This is a genomic window from Citricoccus parietis, assembly GCF_042433045.1.
GTDB classification, from domain to species: Bacteria; Actinomycetota; Actinomycetes; order Actinomycetales; family Micrococcaceae; genus Citricoccus; species Citricoccus parietis.
This window is the reverse complement of the sequence record NZ_JBHLWH010000030.1, coordinates 1-18,303: the sequence shown is the minus strand read 5'-3', so window position 1 is coordinate 18,303 and position 18,303 is coordinate 1. Positions and strand designations below refer to the sequence as shown.

The following is an 18,303-nucleotide window of genomic DNA, read 5'->3' as shown; positions in this document are numbered from 1 at the left end:
TCCTTTTCCCTCGCGGAAATCTCCCGGCGACGCTGACGGAAACACCCCCTTGGCAGGGTGGCGTCATGGCCATCACCCGCACAGCAGCCAGCACGGACCCCACCACGAACACCTCCGAGGCGCCGCCCACGGACCGGCTCGTCATGGGCCCGGGCCGCTGGATCAGCAACTGGCAGCCGGAACACCCGGACTTCTGGAACGGCCCCGGACGGCCGGCCGCCCGGCGCAACCTCCACTGGTCCGTGTTCTGCGAGTTCCTCGGGTTCGCCGTCTGGCAGCTCTGGTCCGTCACCGTCGTCTTCCTGCCCGCCGCCGGCTTCGACCTGAGCACCTCCCAGCAGTTCTGGCTCGTCTCCCTACCACCGCTCGTCGGGGCGGTGCTGCGGGTGCCCTACAGCTTCACCGTGGCCCTGTTCGGCGGCCGCAACTGGACCGTCATCTCCGCGCTGCTGCTCTTGATCCCGACGACGGCGCTCGCCTTCGCGCTGTCCACCCCGGAGACCCCGGTGTGGGTGCTGTACCTCGTGGCCGCCCTCGCTGGCTTCGGCGGCGGTAGCTTCGCCAGCTCCATGGCCAACATCACCTTCTTCTTCCCGGCCCGCGAGAAGGGGGCCGCGCTCGGGCTCAACGCGGCCGGCGGCAACATCGGCGTGGCAGTGGCCCAGTTCCTCGTCCCCCTCGCCGTCACCCTGCTGGCCTTCGGGACCTTCGGGCCGAACCTGCCCATGGCCGGGCTGATCTGGATCCCGTTCATCCTGCTCGCCGCCTGGGGCGCGCACCGCTACATGCACAACCTGTCCCACGCCCGCAACGACCTCAAGGGCTCGCTGTCCACCCTGCGCGAGCCCCACCTGTGGCTGATCGCCGTGATCTACATCGGGACCTTCGGTTCGTTCATGGGCTTCGGCTCCGTGTTCCCCACCCTCATCTCGCTCATGTTCCCCGCGTTCACGAGCCTGGAGCTCTGGGGCGCCGCCATCTCGATGGCCTTCCTGGGGCCGCTCGTCGGCTCCCTGGCCCGCCCCTTCGGGGGCAGGCTGGCCGACCGCCGCGGCGGGGCCCGCGTCACCCTGGGCTGCTTCATCGCGATGTCCGCCGTGACCGCCGCCGTGGTGCTCACCCTGCCGTGGCAGAACTTCTGGCTCTACCTGGGCCTGTTCCTGGCATTGTTCACCCTCACCGGCATCGCCAACGGCTCCAGCTACCGGATGATCCCGCTGGTCTTCCGCCTCACCGTCCCCGCCGGGGACCCGGTCGGCCATGAACGCAAGGCCTCCGCCGCCCTGGGCCTGATCGGGGCCGTCGGGGGCTTCGGCGGCTTCATGATCCCGCAGGTGCTCCGGGCCTCGCACAGCGCGAACGGTTCCTTCGACGCCGCCTTCTGGGTCCTCGCCGCCCTGTACCTGGGACTGGCCGTGTTCACCTACCTCGTCTACCGCCGCCCCGGTACGGCACTGGCCCGAGCCAATGTCTGAGCTGGCCACCACCGCGCCCGCCCCCGCGCCGACCCCTGCAGCCACAGCCACCCGGACGCACTGCCCGTACTGCGCGCTCCAGTGCGCGATGACGCTGACCCTCGAGCCCGCCACCAGTCCCACCACCCGCACCACCATCCCCGTCACCGTCACGGGCGCCGAGTTCCCGACCAACCGCGGCCGGCTCTGCCGCAAGGGCGCCACCTCCGCCGTGCTGCTGGGGGACCGGCCGGACCGGCTCACCACCCCGCTGATCCGGGACAGTGCAACCCTCCGTGAAGCCACCTGGGATGAGGCCCTGGACCTCGTGGCCTCCCGGATCACGGCCCTCCAGCAGAGCCACGGCCGGGACGCCATCGGGGTCTTCGGCTCGGGCTCGCTGACCAACGAGAAGGCCTACACGCTGGGCAAGTTCGCCCGGACCGCGCTGCGCACCTCTCGGATCGACTACAACGGGCGGTTCTGCATGGCCTCCGCCGCCAAGGCCGCCACCGAGGTCCTCGGCCTGGACCGGGGCCTGCCGTTCCCGCTGACCGACCTGGACGCGGCCTGCACCGTGCTGCTCCTCGGCTCCAACGTGGCGGACACCATGCCGCCCTTCGTCCAGCACCTGGAGAAGGCCCGCAGCCACGGCGGACTGATCGTGGTGGACCCCCGCCGCTCGGCCACCGCGCAGCTCACCGGCGATGGCGCCGGGCACCACCTCGCCCCGGCTCCCGGCGGGGACCTGCCCCTCTTGCTGTCCGTGGCCCACGTCCTCCTCGCCGAGGGGCTCGCGGACGAGGACTACCTGTCCCGCCGGACCACGGGACTGTCGTCGTTCCGCCGGTCCGTCGCCGACTGGTGGCCGGAACGGGGCCAGAGCGTCTCCGGGATCTCGGCCGGGCGCATCCGCTGGCTGGCGAGGCACCTGGCGGCGGCCGCCCGCGCGTCGAAGGCCGGTGGGGATCCGGTCTTCATCCTCACCGGCCGCGGCGTGGAACAGCACAGAGACGGGACGGACACCGCCAAGGCGGCCATCAGCCTGGCCCTGCTCCTCGGCCTGCCCGGAACCCGGCACGGCGGCTACGGCACCCTCACCGGTCAGGGCAACGGCCAGGGCGGGCGGGAGATGGGCCAGAAGGCGGATCAGCTGCCCGGCCTGCGTTCCATCACCGACCCGGCCGACCGCGAGGCCACGGCCCGGCACTGGGGGATCCCCGCGGACGCCCTGCCCGGACCCGGCCTGCCGGCCACCCAGCTGCTCCACACCCTCGGGACAGAGCACGGCGTGAAGGCCCTGCTGGTGCACGGTGCCAACGTGGTGGTCTCCGCCCCGGACGTCCAGCGCGTCCAGGAGGGGCTGCGGTCCCTGGACCTGCTGGTGGTCTGCGACTTCTTCCGGTCCGAGACCGCTGAGTTCGCGGACGTCGTCCTGCCGGTCCTGCAGTGGGCGGAGGAGGACGGCACCCTGACCAACCTCGAGGGCCGCCTGCTGCGCCGCTCCCGGGCCGTGGACGGACCGGAGGGGGCCCGCTCGGAGCTCTGGATCCTCGCAGAACTCGCCCGCCGCCTGGACAGTGCCGTGCCGCTGGCCTCGGAGCCCGCCGAGGTCTTCGAGGAGATCCGCCGGGTGACGGCGGGCTCCCGGGCCGATTACTCCGGCGTGGCCTGGGACCGTCTCGGCGAGGTCGCCGCCTACTGGCCCCTCGACGATCACGACCCCGGCACCCACCCCGGCCCACAGGAGGTCACCGTCTCCGGAGAACCCGTCATCGGCGCCCCCCGGGTCTTCACCGAGTCCTTCGGCCACCCGGACGGCAAAGCCCATCTGGGGCCGATCCTTGTCCGGGACCCGCAGCCTCCCTCGGCCCAGGGGCTCACCCTGACCACCGGGCGGCTGATGGAGCACTACCAGTCCGGGACCCAGACGCGCCGGGTGCCGGATCTGCTCGGCGTGCACCCCGAGGCCACCGTCAGCGTCCACCCCGCCACGGCCGGCGGGCTCCGGCTCGTCGAGGGCGCCCACGCCGAGCTGCGCAGTACGTCGGGGAGCATGCGGGCCCGCGTGGTGTTCGATTCCGGTCTGCGCACCGACACGGTGTTCGTCCCCTTCCACTTCGCCGGCCGGGGCGCCGCGAACCGGCTGACGGCCGGCCTGCTGGATCCCCAGAGTCAGATGCCGGAGTTCAAGAACACCCCCGTGACCCTGCACCCTGCGCCATTCGTGGACGGGGCACGGTCATGAGCCGCGGGCCACTGCGGATCGTCGTGGTGGGCGGCGGCCCGGTGGCGGCCCGGCTCGTCCAGGAGCTGCGCCCGGCCCTGGAGGCGGGTGCGGCCCACGTGACCATCCTCGGGGAGGAGCCCGTCCCGGCCTACCAGCGGATCCGCCTGGGGGATGTGGCCAGCGGCCGGGTCGACGGCGCCGCACTGTCCCTGCTCGACGCGCAGGACGAGGAGCTGGCCGGCGTCGTGGTCCGATGCGGGGTCAGGGTGGTGGCCCTCGACCGGGACCGGAAGACCGTGATTCTCGACGGGACCGGAGGCCCCTCAGTCCCCTATGACCGGCTCGTGCTGGCGACCGGCGCCCAGGCCGTCATCCCGGACTTCCCGGTCTCCGGCACCGTGGGACGGGGCATCTCCGTCCCGGCGGCCGCGGGGCTCCGTCCGGTCGGCGTCATGGCGCTGCGGGACCTGGCCGAGGCCCGGCGCCTGCACCAGGCGGTCCGGGACGCCGAGCCGGTGGTGGTGCTCGGTGGCGGCGTCCTCGGCGTGGAGGCGGCCCTGGCGCTCGCCGAGGTCGGTGCCGCGGTCACCCTGCTGCACCGCGGCCACGTCCCCCTGGGAGGTCAGCTCGATCCCGACTCCGGCCGGCTGCTGCTGCGCCAGCTCCTCGCCGCCGGCATCCAGGTCCGGCCGGACTGCGGGGTGCAGGAACTCGTGGTCGCCGCCCGCGCACAGGACCGGGCCACAGCGCACGACGGCGTCCCTCACCTCACCGCGATCCGCACCACCCAGGGGCGCCGGATCCCGGCCACCCTGCTCGTGGCGTGCACGGGGGTGCGCCCCCGTGACGAGCTCGCAACGGCCGCCGGACTGGACACACTGCCCCGCGGCGGGATCGTGGTGGACCGGAACGGACGCTGCCCGGATGATCCGTCCGTCTTCGCGGTGGGCGACTGCGCCGCGGTCCTGGGGTCCCAACCGAGTGGACTCATCGGGCCCGGCTGGGACCAGGCCCGTGCCGCCGCCGGTGCCCTCCGGGACGAGGCCGGCGTCCCGGAGGCGGTGGAACGCGATGCCGCCGGCCGTCCCGTCCCCACGCCCACTCCCACCCCCACCCCGGCCGGCCGCCTGGACCCCATCGTGGTGAAGTCCCACACGCTGTCCGTCGCCTGCGCGGGTGATCTCACCGCAGACCCGTGGGACCCGCAGGGCCCGAGCGTGTCCACGTGGGCGGACCCGGAGGCGGGGCAGTACCTGCGTATCGTCACGCAGGGGGCCCGGTTGCTGGGGTTCGTGGCCATCGGCCTGCCCCGCTCGGCGGCGGAACTCTCCCGGCACGCCCTCACCGGAACCCTGCCCGTGGCGGACCGCTCCGCGTTGCTGGCGATGGAACACGCCGCCGCGGACCGTGAGCTGGGACCGGAGGACGTGCTGTGCCGGTGTTCGGGGGCCACGGCCGGACAGGTCCACGAGGCGGCCCTGGAGTGCGCCACCGTGGACGAGGTCGGCGGCCGCTGCGGTGCGGGAACCGGCTGTGGGACGTGCCGGGGCCGGATCGAGGCGCTGCTGGCGGGACCGCCGGTCAGACAGCCAGCCGGTAGCCTCGCTTGACCACGGTGGCCACCAGTCCCGGAACCGGCAGCTGCTGGCGCAGCCGCCAGACCAGCATCTCCAGGGCATGCTCGGATTCGCACTGGCGCAGGGCCTCCAGTAGGTGCCCGCGAGAGAGCACGGCTCCCTGGGCGTCCACCAGTTCACGGAGCAGGGCCATCGGCCCCGGGGCAAGCTGAACGGGATCGGCCGCGTGATCCACCAGGTGCACCTGCGCACCGCGGATCTCCACGGGCCCCCACTGGGTCCGGATGCGCAAGACCTGCTGCTGCTCCAAGTGATCGCACACCAACCGGATCATCGCGCCGAGGCGCCACCGGGAGGGAATCAGTGGTTGGAGTCCGGCCTCGTGCAGCGGCCCGGCGGTGACCTTCCCGACGACGGCCGCCGCCACATCCGTCCGCAACGCCTCGAGGAGGGGGTCCAGCCGGCCGTACTGCTGGGCGACGGCGAGGAAGGCCTCCACCGCCGGGGCCGCCGTGAAGGTGAGCACATCGAGCTGGCGGTCGATGGCGGCCTCGATCATCCGCAAAAGCGCCGAGTCCTCCGTGGGCCGGGCCCACGTGTAGGGCATCACCGTCAGCACGCGGGCACCGGCCTTCTCCAGCCGGGCGATCTGGTGATGGTCCAGCATCCCGTGCAGCTGGAACGCCACGGTGCGACCGGACAGGTTCCGTGCCAGGAGCAGGTCCACCACGGACGCCGTCCGCTCGTCCTCGGGTGAGCCGACGTCGTCGAGCCCAGCGGCCCGGACGGCACCGCGGGCCTTGGAACCCCGGACGAGGATGGCGGCGGCAGCGAGGGTGCGGTGCAGGTCAGTGCCGAGCCCGTAGGCGTCCGCTGCCTCCATCCACCGGCGCATCCCGTACGCCGTGGTGATGACGGCGTAGTCCGGCAGGGCCCCGATGACACGGCGGGTGTCCCGGTGCAGGGTCACGGACTCGGTCAGCGGGGCGATCCGCAGGGCCGGGGCGTGCATCACCTCGGCACCGCGGCGCTGGAAGGCGCTGATGAGCTCCTCGCTGCGACGATCCGAGGTGACGCCGATCCGGAAGCCGGCGAGCGTCGGTGGCAGGACCGGCGCCACGGAGGTCACGGTGGCCGGCTCACTCATGCGTTGTCCACGAGATCGGTGAGCCCAGTCAGCCCGGTCAGTTCCGTCAGCCCGGTCAGCCCGGACCAGGGCAGTTCTGCCCCGGGGGCCAGCCGCACCACCTCGCCGATGACCAGCACGGCCGGTGAGGCGATGCCCTCCACCGCCGAGGCCAGCAGGATCTGGTCGAGCGGGGCCAGGCAGACCCGCTGCTGAGGGGTGCAGCCGCGTTCCACGAGGCCTGCCGGCGTACGGGCATCCAGCCCGTGCCGCATCAGGCCGGCGGCGGTGTGGCCCAGGGTGCCGATGCCCATGAGCACCACCACCGTCCCGCCCTGGCCGCCCAGCTGGGCCAACCCGGCCAGTTCCTCCTCGCTGAGGGGATCGTGTCCGGAGACGACTGTGAAAGACTTGCTGATCCCGCGGGCGGTGACGGGAATCCCCGCCGCGGCCGGAACGGACACGGCCGAGGTGATGCCCGGGACCACGGTCACGGGCACCCCGGCCTCCTCGCAGGCGGCGGCCTCCTCGCTGCCGCGGCCGAACACGAAGGGGTCCCCGCCCTTGAGGCGGACCACGCGCAGCCCGGCCAGTGCCGAGGCCACGAGCAGCCGGTTGATCTCCGGCTGCGGCACCTTGTGGTGCCCGGGCCGCTTGCCGACGTCCTCCAGCCGGGCCCGGGGGGCCCAGACGGCCAGGTCCTCGCTCGGGGCCAGCCGGTCGAAGTACACGACGTCGGCCTGCCGCAGCAGGCGCAGCGCCTGCACCGTCAGCAGGTCGGCCGCACCCGGGCCACCGCCGACGAGGGCCACGCTGCCGGGGGCGAAATCCGTACCTGTCGTTGCGCTCGTTGCCGGGCTCATCGCTGGCCTCCCCGCACCGGAATCCGCGGGCCGGCCACCACGACGGGGCCGGCCTCCGGTGCGCCCGGTACGTCTGGCACGCCCGGTGCGTTGACGAAACCGCGGAACCGGCGCAGCCGTTCGGGGTCCTCGAGGGTCGCCGCCCACTCGTCCCGGTAGGTCTCCAGGTGCTCGGCCACGACCTGCTCCAGGTCAGCGGCGATCCCGAGGGTGTCCTTGACCACCACGTCATGGACGTGATCGAGGCCCCCGGGCAGTTCCTCCATCCACCGGGCGGTGCGCTGGAGCCGTTCGGCGGTGCGGATGTAGTAGACCACGTACCGGTCGATGTACCGCAGCAGCGTCTCATCGTCGAGGTCCTTGGCCAGCAGCTGGGCGTGGGCCGGGGTGGCGCCGCCGTTGCCGCCCACGTACATGTTCCAGCCCTCACTCGTGGCGATGACGCCGACGTCCTTGCCGCGGGCCTCGGCACACTCACGGGCGCAGCCGGAGACGCCGAACTTCATCTTGTGCGGGGAGCGCAGGCCCCGGTACCGCTCCTCGAGCGTGATGGCCATGGCCACGGAGTCCTGCACGCCGAAGCGGCACCACGTGGAGCCCACACAGGACTTCACGTTGCGCAGCGCCTTGCCGTAGGCCTGGCCGGACTCGAAGCCTGCCGCCACCAGGCGCTCCCAGATGCCCGGCAGCTGATCCAGGCGGGCCCCGAACAGGTCGATCCGCTGGGCGCCGGTGATCTTGGTGTAGAGCCCATAGTCCCCGGCAACCTCGGCGATCACCGCGAGCTTGGCGGGCGTGATCTCGCCGGCCGGGATGCGGGGGACCACGGAGTAGGTGCCGTCCTTCTGCATGTTCGCCAGGGCGCGGTCATTGGTGTCCTGCAGGCCGCCGCGGTCCCCGCCGAGGATGTACTCCCCATGGAGGGTGGCCAGTACCGAGGCCGCCACGGGCTTGCAGAGATCACAGCCGAGGTTCACGGACGGGTCCGCCGGGGTGCCGAAACGGGCGACGATCTCGCTGAACGTGGTCAGCCGCGTGGTGCGGACGGCCTCGAACATCTCGGACCGGGACAGGGCGAAGTGCTCACACAGCGCCGTGGAGACCTCCATTCCCAGCTCGGCCATCTGCTGCTCCATGACCTTCTGGGCCGCGGGCAGGCAGGAACCACACTGGGTCCCGACGCCGGTGCACGCCTTGAGTGCCCCGAGGTCCGGGCACCCGCCGCACACGGCGGCGCGCAGATCGCCGGCGCTGACGTCCCGGCAGGAGCAGATCTGGGCGTCGTCCGGCATCTGCAGGTCCACGGGCGCCCCGTTGCCGGCGGCGGACAGGAAGGCCCCGGCCTCCCCGGGAAGCTCCCGCCCCAGCAGCGGCCGCAAGGACGCGTAGGGGGCCGCATCGCCCACGAAGATCCCGCCGAGCAGCGTGCGGGCATCCTCGGACACCACGAGCTTCTGGTAGAGGCCGCCCGTGGGATCCGCGTAGACGACCTCGAGGGCGCCGGGGGCTGCAGCGAAGCCGTCGCCGAAGCTGGCCACGTCCAGCCCGGAGAGTTTGAGCTTGGCCGCCGTGTCAAAGCCGGGGAACGTACCGGTCCCGCCGCACAGCCGGTCGGCGACCACCTCGGCCATCGTGTTGGCCGGTGCGACCAGGCCCATGCACTCGCCCTCGAAACTGGCGGCCTCGCCGATGGCCCACACGTGCGGCGCCGAGGTGGCGCACCGCTCGTCGATGACGAACCCGCCCCGTGGCCCGAGCTCGAGGATCCCTGCCCCGAGCTCGTCCCGCGCCGTGATCCCCGTGGCCGCGACCACCAGGTCCACCTCGAGGTCCTCGCCGGAGGCGAAGCGCAGGACCTCTCCCCGGGCTGACCTCTCGAGGGCGCTGGGCCGTTCGCCGAGCCGCAGGACGTATCCCTGACCGCGCAGCAGCCGGTTCAGCGTCCGTCCGCCGAACTCGTCCAGCTGGGCGTTCATGACCCAGGGCCGGGAGTGGACGACGGTGACGTCCGCGCCGAGCGTCCGCAACCCACCGGCGGCCTCCAGTCCCAACAGGCCGCCGCCGATCACGGCGGCGCGTGGCGTGCGCCCGAGCCGCTCGGCCAGGTCCGCCACGTGCTCCCGCAACCGGTCCACGTCCTCGATGGTCCGGTAGACGGTCATGTCCCCGGCCCCCGGGATTGCCGGCCGGGCGGCGTCACTGCCGGTGGCCAGGACCAGCTCGTCCCAGGGGAGGATGGATTCGTCTCCGGCGGCATCCCCGGTGCTGCCGACGTTGAGGGCCGTGAGGGTCCGCGCGTCAGGGTCGATCCCGGTGACCCGGGAGCCGATGTGCAGCTCGAGGCGGGAGTCCCCGGTGGGCAGGGGCTCCAGGGCCAGCGCGTCCTGGGGATCCGTGAACCGCCGGGACAGCGCCACCCGGTCATAGGGAGCCCAGGGCTCCTCGGCGAAGACCTCGATCCGGAGGTCATCCCCGCTGCGGGCCAACAGCGCCTCGACCAGCCGATGGGCAGCCGGGCCGCCACCGATCACGGCGATCGTCCTGGCGGTCGGCCGTTCGGTGGTTCGATCGGTGGTTCGCCCTGCGGGCTGCTCCGCGGATCGCCCTGCGGGCTGCTGGTCGGGTTGCACGGTCATGAGTCCATCCCCTTGCGTCGTAGGTCATTCACGCTAGGAGCCGGCGGTTTCCCTGCCGTGTCCCTCGTGTAACGGCTGCATGACGTGGGTCTCACACCGGTGGCCGGGGGCGGGGAGAGGACAACGTTGCACGCGCGAAACATCCCGCGAGACTCACGGAAACAACCGATTCCTACGGTGGGTCCATGACACTCACCGCTGTGCACCCGGACACCCACCCCGCCACCCACGCCACCACCGACTGGCAGCCGGTCTGCCCGCTCGAGGCGCTCGAGCCGCTGTGGGCGGAGGCGGCCCTCGTGGACCACGAGCAGGTCGCCGTGGTGCGGTTGCCCTCGGACGAGGTCGTCGCCGTCTCACACTGGGACCCGTACGCGAAGGCGCACGTGATGGCCCGCGGGATCGTCGGCTCGCGGGGCGGCCGCCCCACCCTGACCTCGCCCCTGCACAAGCAGGTCTACGACCTGGCCACGGGGGAGTGCCTCACCGATCCGGCGCTGAGACTGGCCACCTTTCCCGTGCGCGTGCGGGACGGGATCGTCGCCGTCGGACGCCATGAGCAGGCCGCATGACGGGAAATACCAGCCCCCTCACCCTCGTCGCCGTCTCCCACGGGACCGCGGACCCGGTGGGACAGGCTCGGATCTCCGCCCTCGCCCTGGCCGTCCGGCAGCAGACCGAAGGCGGGATCGAGGTCCTGCTGACGCACGTGGACGTCCAGACGCCGCAGGTGGGGGAGGTCCTGGCGGGCCTGCCGGCGGACCGGAGCGCCGTCGTCGTGCCCGTGCTGTTGTCCGGCGGCTACCACGTCAAGGTGGACCTCAGGCGTGCCGCCCGGGGCATCCCCGTGGCCCCCGCGCTGGGTCCGGACGAGCTCCTCGTCGACCTGCTCGCGCGCCGGGCCGTGGATGCCGGCTTCGTGCGCGGGCACCACCAGGTGGTCCTCGGCGCGGCCGGATCCACCGACGCCGGTGCCGTCGCCGACTGCCGCGCCGTCGCGTACCGCCTGGCCGAACGGCTCGGCACGCCCGTGGCCGCGGCCTACCTCTCGGCCGCGCAGCCCCGGGTCGCGGCCGCCGTCGGGGACCTGTGCTCTCGGGATCCCCGACGGCCGGTCCTGGTGCTCAGCTACCTCCTGGCGCCCGGATACTTCCAGTCGCTGCTGGTCTCCGAGGCCGCGGCTGCCGGGGCCGAGGCCACCACGATTCCGCTGCTGGGGCAGACCGGCGGGGTGCCCGAAGAGCTCGTGGATCTCGTGTTGAGGCGATTCAGGGATACGGTGGATGCGTGTTCAATCCCTGGGACAACGGCTCGAAGGCCTATCGCATCACCCTGCTGACCGGCACGGGACTCATCCTGCTCGGCATCGTGCTGGCGCTGATCGGCGGCGGGGTGCAGGTCCAGCCCATCCAGTGGGCCGCGATCGGCCTCATCGGCCTCGGACTCGTCACCCACCTCGTGGCGCAGGTGCTGCGGGCGCGGGACGCCCAGCGCCGCCACCGGCAAGCGCGAGAGACCAGGGCGGGAGCCGCCGAGCGGTAGGCTGTAAGCCGATGTCACCGGACCTGAGGAGTACCGCAGTGGGCGTGAACCCGGACCTGCAGGGGCGGACCTATCCGCCCACCGAGCCCTACATCGTCGGGCGGGAGAAGATCCGCGAGTTCGCCACGGCCGTCCAGGCCACGCACCCCGCGCACACGGACCTCGCCGCCGCCCGGGGTCTCGGTTACTCCGATCTGGTGGCCCCGCCCACCTTCCTGGTGACGCTCGCGCAGAGGGCCGAGGCCGCCGTCGTGGCCGATCCGGATGCCGGCATCGACTTCTCGAGGGTGGTCCACGCGGACGAGCGCTTCACCCACCGGCGCCCGGCCGTGGCCGGCGACGAGCTCATCGGGGCCACCACGGTCGAATCGGTCAAGTCGCTTGGCGGCCACACCATGGTCACCACGGCCACCGAGATCACCACCACCGGCGGCGAGGCCGTCTCCACCGTGCGGTCCACCCTGCTGGTCCGCGGAGAGGAATGATCACCATGGAGAAAGGCGATTCCATCGGCTCCACCACCGTCACCCTCTCCCGGGCCGACCTGGTCCGCTATGCGGGGGCCTCGGGCGACTTCAACCCGATCCACTGGTCCGAGTCCACCGCCCGTTCGGTGGACCTGCCGGGCGTGATCGCCCACGGCATGCTGACCATGGGCGCCGCCGTCCAGCTCGTCACCGACTGGTGCGGGGACCCCGGCGCCATCCTCGACTACCAGACCCGCTTCTCCGCCATGGTCCCCGTCGACGAGGCCGAGGGCGCCACCCTGACCGTCTCCGGCAAGGTCGGCAAGATTGATGACGACGCCGGCACGGTCCGGATCGACCTCAGCGTCACCGATGCCGGGCATGGGGACGCCAAGCTCCTGACCAAGGCTCAGGCCGTCGTCCGGGTCTCGGAGGGGACCGCCGCGTGAGTGGGCGGGTGGCCACCACGGGGCCCGCGGGGATCGAGGCGGGCGTCCGCCTGGCCGAGTACACCACGAGCCGGGTCGGAGGCCCTGCCGCCGGGTGGATCGCGGCAGAGTCTGCCGAGGCCGCCACGGAGGCCATCCGGTCCGTCGATGCTGCCGGCACGCCCCTGTTGATCCTGGGCGGCGGATCGAACACCCTGATGGCCGACGCCGGCTTCCCCGGCACCGTGGTCCAGCTCGCCTTCCGGGGGGTCCAGGTTGTGGAAGAGACAGGCGAGTCGGTTCTCGTTCGGATGGCCGCCGGTCAGGACTGGGACGAGGCCGTCGCCTGGACGGTGGCGCAGGGCCTGACCGGGCTCGAGGCGCTCTCCGGCATCCCGGGCTCCGCCGGGGCCACCCCGGTACAGAACGTGGGCGCCTATGGCTCGGACGTCTCCCGGACTCTGGTGTCCGTCCAGGCCTGGGACCGCCAGGCGGGCGAACTGGTCGAGCTGAGTCACGAGGACCTGCGGTTCGGGTACCGCGACTCCGTCATCAAGCGGAGCATGCTGGACTCAACTCCCCGCTGGGTGGTGCTCTCCGTGGACTTCCGGCTGCACCGCTCGGGAAGCATCGCCCCGGTCCGCTTCGCCCAGCTGGCCCAGGCCCTCGGCGTGGACGAGGGGGAGTCCGCCCCGCTGGAGACGGTCCGCCATCAGGTGCTGCGGTTACGGGCCGGTAAGGGGATGGTCCTGGACGCCCAGGACCAGGACACCTGGTCCACGGGCTCCTTCTTCACCAACCCCATCGTCCCCGCGTCCGTCCGGGCGCACCTGCCCGCCGACGCCCCGGCCTACGGTGCCGGCCAGGACGAGGACGGAGAGAAGCTGGTCAAGCTCTCCGCCGCATGGCTCATCGACCGCGCCGGCTTCGGCAAGGGCTTCGGGCTGGGACCGGACGAGCAGGCCATCGCCGGCGCCCGCGCGTCGTTGTCCACGAAGCACACGCTCGCCGTGACCAACCGGGGCCATGCGAGCACGGCGGATCTGCTGGCGATCGCCCGCACGGTGCGTGACGGCGTCGAGGCCCGGTGGGGCGTGCGCCTGCACCCCGAGCCGGTGCTCGTGGGGTGCGTGCTCTGACGGATTCCATTAGGGCAGACTTCGCGTGGCCGTCACCGGCCGGACACCGTCCTGAACGGCGGCTCCTCTAGCGTCGTCCCCCATGGGATTGTTTGTGGCCATCGGAGACTCCTTCACCGAGGGGGTGGGGGACTGGGACACCCGGCACCCCAACGGGGTGCGCGGCTGGGCGGACCGGGTGGCCAAACAGCTCTCCAAGGCGGACCCGGACAGCCGCTACGCCAATCTGGCGATCCGCAGCCGGCGCCTCGCGGGGGTCGTGGAGGAGCAGATCGAGCCGGCCCTGGACCTGAAGCCGGACCTCATCAGCTTCTATGCGGGCGGAAACGACCTGCTCGAGCTGCGCAAGGACCTGGGTCCCGTCCTGCAGACGTACACCCAGGCGGTGGAACGCCTCGTGTCCTCCGGGGCGCGCGTGCTCCTCTTCACGGGGTTCGACATCCCGCTGCATCCCGTGCTGGAGCCGTTCAAGCGCCGGAACTGGGCGTTCAACGACCACGTGCGGCAGATCGCCCGCCGGCACCCGGACAACGTGACCCTGGTGGACTACTGGACGTGGGACGCATACCGTGACCGCCGCATGTGGGACATCGACAAGCTCCACATGAACCGCGCCGGACACCGGTACATGGCCATCCAGATCCTCAACATCCTGGGGGTCCGGCACCAGCTGGAGTTCGAGCCCTTCGGGCCCAGCGAGCGGGTGGGGCCCGTCCAGGCCGTCAGCCGGGACGTGGAGTGGCTGCGCCAGTGGGTGCTGCCCATGTTCGGCCGCCGGTTCCGGGGGATCACGCTGGGCGATGAGCTGCAGCCCAAATGGCCCGAGCCCATCCTGCCCGCCGACGGCATGAAGAAGATGTACCGCAAGCGGCGCAGGCTGCTCGGCGCCGACTGACGGGCGTCCCGAGGACAATTTTGCTGTTCGGCAAGAATGTTTGCCAATTGAAGGTCCCGCCTTCAGGATGAGTGGCATGACCTCAACACACGACACCTCAGCAGCCCCCGAACTCGACGTCCTCGTGGCCGGCGGTGGCGCCGCCGGACTCGCCGCGGCGGTGACCCTCGCGCGGTCGCGGCGCACCGTCACCGTGGTGGATTCCGGCAGTCCCCGCAACGCCCCGGCCGAGGGCGTCCACGCACTGCTGGGCCGCGAGGGCATCAGCCCCGCCGAACTGCTCGCCGCCGGCCGCCGCGAGGTCGCCGACTACGGGGGAGAGATCCTGGACGGCGAGATCACAGCGGTCCGCCGCCTGGAGGACGGACGTTTCGAGGCGACGCTGGCGGGTTCAGCGGGCGCGGTCCTCACGGCCAAGAACCTGCTCATCGCCACGGGCCTGACGGACGAGCTGCCGGAGATCCCCGGCCTGGCCGAGCACTGGGGCCGGGACGTGATCCACTGCCCCTACTGCCACGGCTGGGAGGTCCGGGACCGCTCCATCCTGGTCCTGGGGACCAGCCCCAACTCCGTGCACCAGGCCATGCTGTTCAGCCAGCTCAGTGACGACGTGACGTTCCTGGCCCACTCCGGCCCCGTGGACGCGGAGGGCGCTCGGACCCTGCAGACCCTGGGCATCGAGGTCGTGGAGGGGCAGGCCGCCGGAGTCGAGGTCGGGTCCGGTGCCGACGTCGAAGCCCAGGAGGGACGGGTGGCCGGGATCCGGCTGGCGGATGGCACTGTGGTGCCGGCCGAGGTGATCGTGGTGGCACCGCGGATGTTGGCCCGGGCCGAGGTCTTCGAGGACCTGGGGCTTCAGATGGAGGAGAACCCGATGGGCCGCTTCATCGCGGTGGACGCCGCTGGCGGGACGGGTGTTCCCGGCGTCTGGGCCGCCGGCAACGTCGCGGACCTCTCGGCCCAGGTCGGCGCCGCGGCGGCCGCCGGGACCATGGCCGCCGCCCGGCTCAACGCGGAACTGGTGATGGAACGGCTCTAGTGACCCGCTTGTCCCGTTTGACCCGCTTGCCCCGTCAGGATCCGGGCCGTCGACTCCGCCGGTGACGTGCCGTTGAGCAGGTAGTCGCCGACCACGCGCTGCCGGAGGATCGCCGGATTGTGGGAGCTGATGGTGCGGGCATTGCGCCAATGGCGGTCCAGGGCTCGCGAGGTGGAGGTGGCCGAGGCGCCGCCGACCTCGAAGACGCGGCCCACGGTGTGCAGGGCCAGCTCGATGACGGTGCCCTGCACGGCGAACAGGTGGGCGTCACCGGCGGCATGGTCGGCCGGATCACCGGAGGCCAGGGCGCGGTCCAGGGAGGCGGCCGCAGCGAGGACGGAGGCCTCGATGGTCTTCACCGCGCCGTAGGTCTCCCCGACGACCTGCTGCACCATGGTGTCCTCGGTGAGGGCGATCGTGGGGTTGAACAGGTTGCGGGACCGCGAGGTGATGAAGGCCGTGATGTCCCGGTGCGCGGCCTGGACGATGCCGGCCAGCGCAGACAGGTGGGTGAGCTGGTAGACGGCGTGCTGGACGGAAGGCCCAGCGGATTCGTCCACTCGCGGGTTGATCAGCTGTGGGTCGGCCGGCACGGCGGTGAACGTGGCCGTCCCCGAACCGGTCAGGCGCTGGCCGAAGCCGTCCCAGTCGTCCTGGATGTCCACGCCGGGGTGGTCGCGGCGGACCTGGACGGAGACCAGCGGCGGCAGCGCGGTGTCGGTTCCGGAACCGCCGCCCCGCCGGTCGGCGGCGCTGACGAAGATCCAGTCCGCGTAGATGGACCCGGTGGAGTAGTACTTGGTGCCGGTGAGCTCCACCCCGTCCGGAACCTCCTGGGCGTCGTGGATATGGGTGGCCGGCGTCGCGAAATGGCCGGTTCGCTCACTCTCGGCATTGCCGACCATGACCCCGGTGGCCAGTTCGGCGAGCCAGAACGCCCGGTAGTCCCCGTTGGCGTGACTGAGCACGAACTCCACGAAGCCGATGTGGCCGCGCCAGGCCTGCACGAGGTTGGAGTCCGCGGCGCCCAGGTCGATCAGCAGCACGGCCAGCTGCTCCAGGGAGGCCCCGAAGCCGCCGTGTTCGCGGGGAATCCGCACTCGGCCGAAGCCCGCCTCCTTCAGCCAGCCGACCTGCTCGTACGGCAGCACTCGCTGCTCCTCACGCGCCAGCACCCCCTCGGAGATGCGGTCGAACACCCGTGCGAAGTGGCTGCGGAGTTCGGCGGTCGGGATGGAGGTGTGACCCGGGGTGGACAGGATGGTGGTGCTCATGCGGTGGCCTCTTCCCAGGTGCGTGGTCCGTTGCTGAAGGCCCCGCGGTACGCCGCGGCCGGGTGCCGATCGTTGAGGCGGTCCTCGCCGAACAGTTTCCTGCGGTAGGACCCCTCCCCGTACGCGGTCTTGGCCAGGCCGCGCTCGCGGAGCACGGGGATGACCTTGTCGGCGAACTCGGCGTAGTCACCCAGCACGTAGCTCATGACATTGATCCCGTCGACGCCGGCGTCGCGCCATTCCTCGAGGGCATCGGCGATCTGCTCCGGCGTGCCGACCAGCGGATTGCTGCGCAACTCGAGGGCCAGGTCCTCGACGATGGGCTCGCGATCGGTGATCCGTGACCGGGCGCGTTCCACGGTGCCCTGCATGGCCTGGGTCCGTACCCGGGACAGCGGGGTGTCCAGGGGATAGGCCTGGCCGTCGTCGTCGACCACGGCCATGTGGGCCAGCAGGCCGGCCACGCTGACATAGGAGTGCACGAACTCGGCTTTGTCCTGCGCCTCCTCCTCGGTGTCCCCGACGATGAAGGACAGGCCGGGGAAGAACTTCAGGTCCTCGGGACGGCGGCCGGCCTCGACGGCCAGGGCCCGGGTCTGGGAGATCTGCTCCGCGGCGCCGGCCGGGGAGTCCGGCATCAGGAAGACCCCCTCGGCATGTCGGGCCGCGAAGGCCCGCCCGGCCGCCGAGGATCCGGCCTGGTAGAGCAGGGGCGTGCGCTGGAGGCTGGGGGAGGGCAGGTGCGGGCCCTCGACCCGGTAGCGCGGCCCCTCGTGGAAGATCTTGTGGACCATTGCCGGGTCCGAGAATCGGCTGTTCGCCTTGTCCTTGAGCAGTGCCCCCTCGTCCCAGGAGCCCTCCCACAGCTTGTAGGCGACCTCCACGTATTCCTCGGCCCACTCGTAGCGGCTGTCATGCTCCGGCAGGGACCTCAGACCGAAGTTGCGGGCGCCGTTGTTCTGCCAGCCGGTGACGATGTTCCAGGAGGCCCGGCCGCCGGAGAGGTGGTCGAGCGTGGAGACCTGACGCGCGAAGGTAAACGGGTGGGCCTGCAGGATGTTGGACGTGAACGCCAGGCCGATGTTCTCGGTGTGCGTGGCCAGGGCCGCCAGCAGCAGCAGCGGATCGTTGGAGGGCAGTTGCAGGCCCTCTTCCACGATCGTGTCGATGGGGACGTCCACGGGGCCGTGGTGGCCGGAGACGTCCGGGAAGAAGATCCCGTCGAAGGTGGCCTCCTCCAGCTTCTTCGCCAGGTCGATCCAGAGCCGCACGTCGTTGAACTCCGGGTCGATCGCGTCCGGCCGGCGCCACTGCCCGTGGTGGCCGTGGGAGGCCGTGAACATCGGGGCGGCGTTGAACAGCAGTGGCTTCGTCGGTGAGGTCATGGCGGCCAGTGAAGCAGCGCGGCTGCCGTCGCCGGCCATCGAGCGTCATCCGCCGACCACTGATCGACATCCGGCGCAACAATCTCCGGGTGGGACGGCCAACAGGGCCCGACCCCGTCCCAGATGACGGAGTCGGGCCCTGTGAGGAGTCCGTGTGATAGGCGGTCGGTGAGCCCTTAGATGTATCCGGCCATGAGGTTGGTGACGGCGTTTCGGGGTTGACGTGAGGGGAGCCTCCCGGTGAGGTG

At 71.9% G+C, this 18,303-nt stretch carries 16 protein-coding genes; 11 read left to right on the top strand and 5 right to left on the bottom strand.

What is annotated here, in order from left to right; genetic code table 11:
* Nucleotides 1-65: 65 nt before the first annotated feature.
* The 3 genes from ACFFIO_RS11345 to ACFFIO_RS11335 are packed head-to-tail and all read left to right on the top strand — an operon-like array spanning nt 66 to nt 5,294.
* Nucleotides 66-1,475, top strand: coding sequence for an MFS transporter (locus ACFFIO_RS11345; protein ID WP_378041883.1), 1,410 nt, complete (start codon nt 66-68; stop codon nt 1,473-1,475).
* A complete protein-coding gene (locus ACFFIO_RS11340) occupies nt 1,468-3,702 on the top strand; it encodes a molybdopterin oxidoreductase family protein (RefSeq protein WP_378041881.1) in 2,235 nt (744 codons plus the stop codon). Before ACFFIO_RS11345 ends, ACFFIO_RS11340 begins: the two co-directional genes overlap by 8 nt.
* Nucleotides 3,699-5,294: an FAD-dependent oxidoreductase gene (locus ACFFIO_RS11335; protein WP_378041880.1), complete on the top strand. Its 1,596-nt coding sequence runs from the start codon at nt 3,699-3,701 to the stop codon at nt 5,292-5,294. Before ACFFIO_RS11340 ends, ACFFIO_RS11335 begins: the two co-directional genes overlap by 4 nt.
* On the opposite strand, the gene ACFFIO_RS11330 is transcribed toward ACFFIO_RS11335, so the two are convergent.
* The 3 genes from ACFFIO_RS11330 to nirB are packed head-to-tail and all read right to left on the bottom strand — an operon-like array spanning nt 5,266 to nt 9,886.
* Nucleotides 5,266-6,408 carry a uroporphyrinogen-III synthase gene (locus tag ACFFIO_RS11330; protein ID WP_378041878.1) on the bottom strand — a complete coding sequence of 381 codons (1,143 nt, stop codon included), beginning with the start codon at nt 6,406-6,408 and terminating at the stop codon, nt 5,266-5,268. The genes ACFFIO_RS11335 and ACFFIO_RS11330 overlap by 29 nt on opposite strands.
* Nucleotides 6,405-7,250 (bottom strand): uroporphyrinogen-III C-methyltransferase, encoded by an 846-nt coding sequence (cobA, locus tag ACFFIO_RS11325; RefSeq protein ID WP_378041877.1) that lies wholly within the window; start codon nt 7,248-7,250, stop codon nt 6,405-6,407. Before cobA ends, ACFFIO_RS11330 begins: the two co-directional genes overlap by 4 nt.
* Nucleotides 7,247-9,886: a nitrite reductase large subunit NirB gene (gene nirB / locus ACFFIO_RS11320; protein ID WP_378041875.1), complete on the bottom strand. Its 2,640-nt coding sequence runs from the start codon at nt 9,884-9,886 to the stop codon at nt 7,247-7,249. Before nirB ends, cobA begins: the two co-directional genes overlap by 4 nt.
* 185 nt (nt 9,887-10,071) lie before the next feature.
* Here nirB and nirD point away from each other — a divergent pair, with 185 nt between their 5' ends.
* The 8 genes from nirD to ACFFIO_RS11280 all read left to right on the top strand — a co-directional run bounded on the left by nirD (nt 10,072) and on the right by ACFFIO_RS11280 (nt 15,396).
* On the top strand, nt 10,072-10,458 hold the full coding sequence (gene nirD / locus ACFFIO_RS11315; RefSeq protein WP_378041874.1) for a nitrite reductase small subunit NirD: 387 nt from the start codon (nt 10,072-10,074) through the stop codon (nt 10,456-10,458).
* Nucleotides 10,455-11,225, top strand: coding sequence for a sirohydrochlorin chelatase (locus tag ACFFIO_RS11310; protein WP_378041873.1), 771 nt, complete (start codon nt 10,455-10,457; stop codon nt 11,223-11,225). The genes nirD and ACFFIO_RS11310 overlap by 4 nt, the downstream gene beginning before the upstream one ends.
* Nucleotides 11,174-11,428 carry a hypothetical protein gene (locus tag ACFFIO_RS11305; protein WP_378041871.1) on the top strand — a complete coding sequence of 85 codons (255 nt, stop codon included), beginning with the start codon at nt 11,174-11,176 and terminating at the stop codon, nt 11,426-11,428. Before ACFFIO_RS11310 ends, ACFFIO_RS11305 begins: the two co-directional genes overlap by 52 nt.
* Nucleotides 11,429-11,466: 38 nt before the next feature.
* Nucleotides 11,467-11,913 carry an FAS1-like dehydratase domain-containing protein gene (locus ACFFIO_RS11300; RefSeq protein WP_378041936.1) on the top strand — a complete coding sequence of 149 codons (447 nt, stop codon included), beginning with the start codon at nt 11,467-11,469 and terminating at the stop codon, nt 11,911-11,913.
* A gap of 5 nt (nt 11,914-11,918) precedes the next feature.
* Nucleotides 11,919-12,344, top strand: coding sequence for a MaoC family dehydratase (locus ACFFIO_RS11295; protein ID WP_378041869.1), 426 nt, complete (start codon nt 11,919-11,921; stop codon nt 12,342-12,344).
* A complete protein-coding gene (locus ACFFIO_RS11290; RefSeq protein ID WP_378041867.1) occupies nt 12,341-13,462 on the top strand; it encodes a UDP-N-acetylmuramate dehydrogenase in 1,122 nt (373 codons plus the stop codon). The genes ACFFIO_RS11295 and ACFFIO_RS11290 overlap by 4 nt, the downstream gene beginning before the upstream one ends.
* 82 nt (nt 13,463-13,544) lie before the next feature.
* Entirely contained in the window at nt 13,545-14,357 is an 813-nt protein-coding gene (locus ACFFIO_RS11285; RefSeq protein ID WP_378041866.1) for an SGNH/GDSL hydrolase family protein, read from the top strand.
* A 76-nt stretch (nt 14,358-14,433) separates the two neighbouring features.
* A complete protein-coding gene (locus tag ACFFIO_RS11280; protein WP_378041864.1) occupies nt 14,434-15,396 on the top strand; it encodes an NAD(P)/FAD-dependent oxidoreductase in 963 nt (320 codons plus the stop codon).
* Here the strand turns inward: ACFFIO_RS11280 and ACFFIO_RS11275 are convergent.
* Nucleotides 15,393-16,670: an acyl-CoA dehydrogenase family protein gene (locus ACFFIO_RS11275; RefSeq protein WP_378041862.1), complete on the bottom strand. Its 1,278-nt coding sequence runs from the start codon at nt 16,668-16,670 to the stop codon at nt 15,393-15,395. The genes ACFFIO_RS11280 and ACFFIO_RS11275 overlap by 4 nt on opposite strands.
* Complete coding sequence (locus ACFFIO_RS11270; RefSeq protein WP_378041860.1) at nt 16,667-18,055, bottom strand: NtaA/DmoA family FMN-dependent monooxygenase; 1,389 nt, start codon at nt 18,053-18,055, stop codon at nt 16,667-16,669. The genes ACFFIO_RS11275 and ACFFIO_RS11270 overlap by 4 nt, the downstream gene beginning before the upstream one ends.
* Nucleotides 18,056-18,303 lie beyond the last annotated feature (248 nt).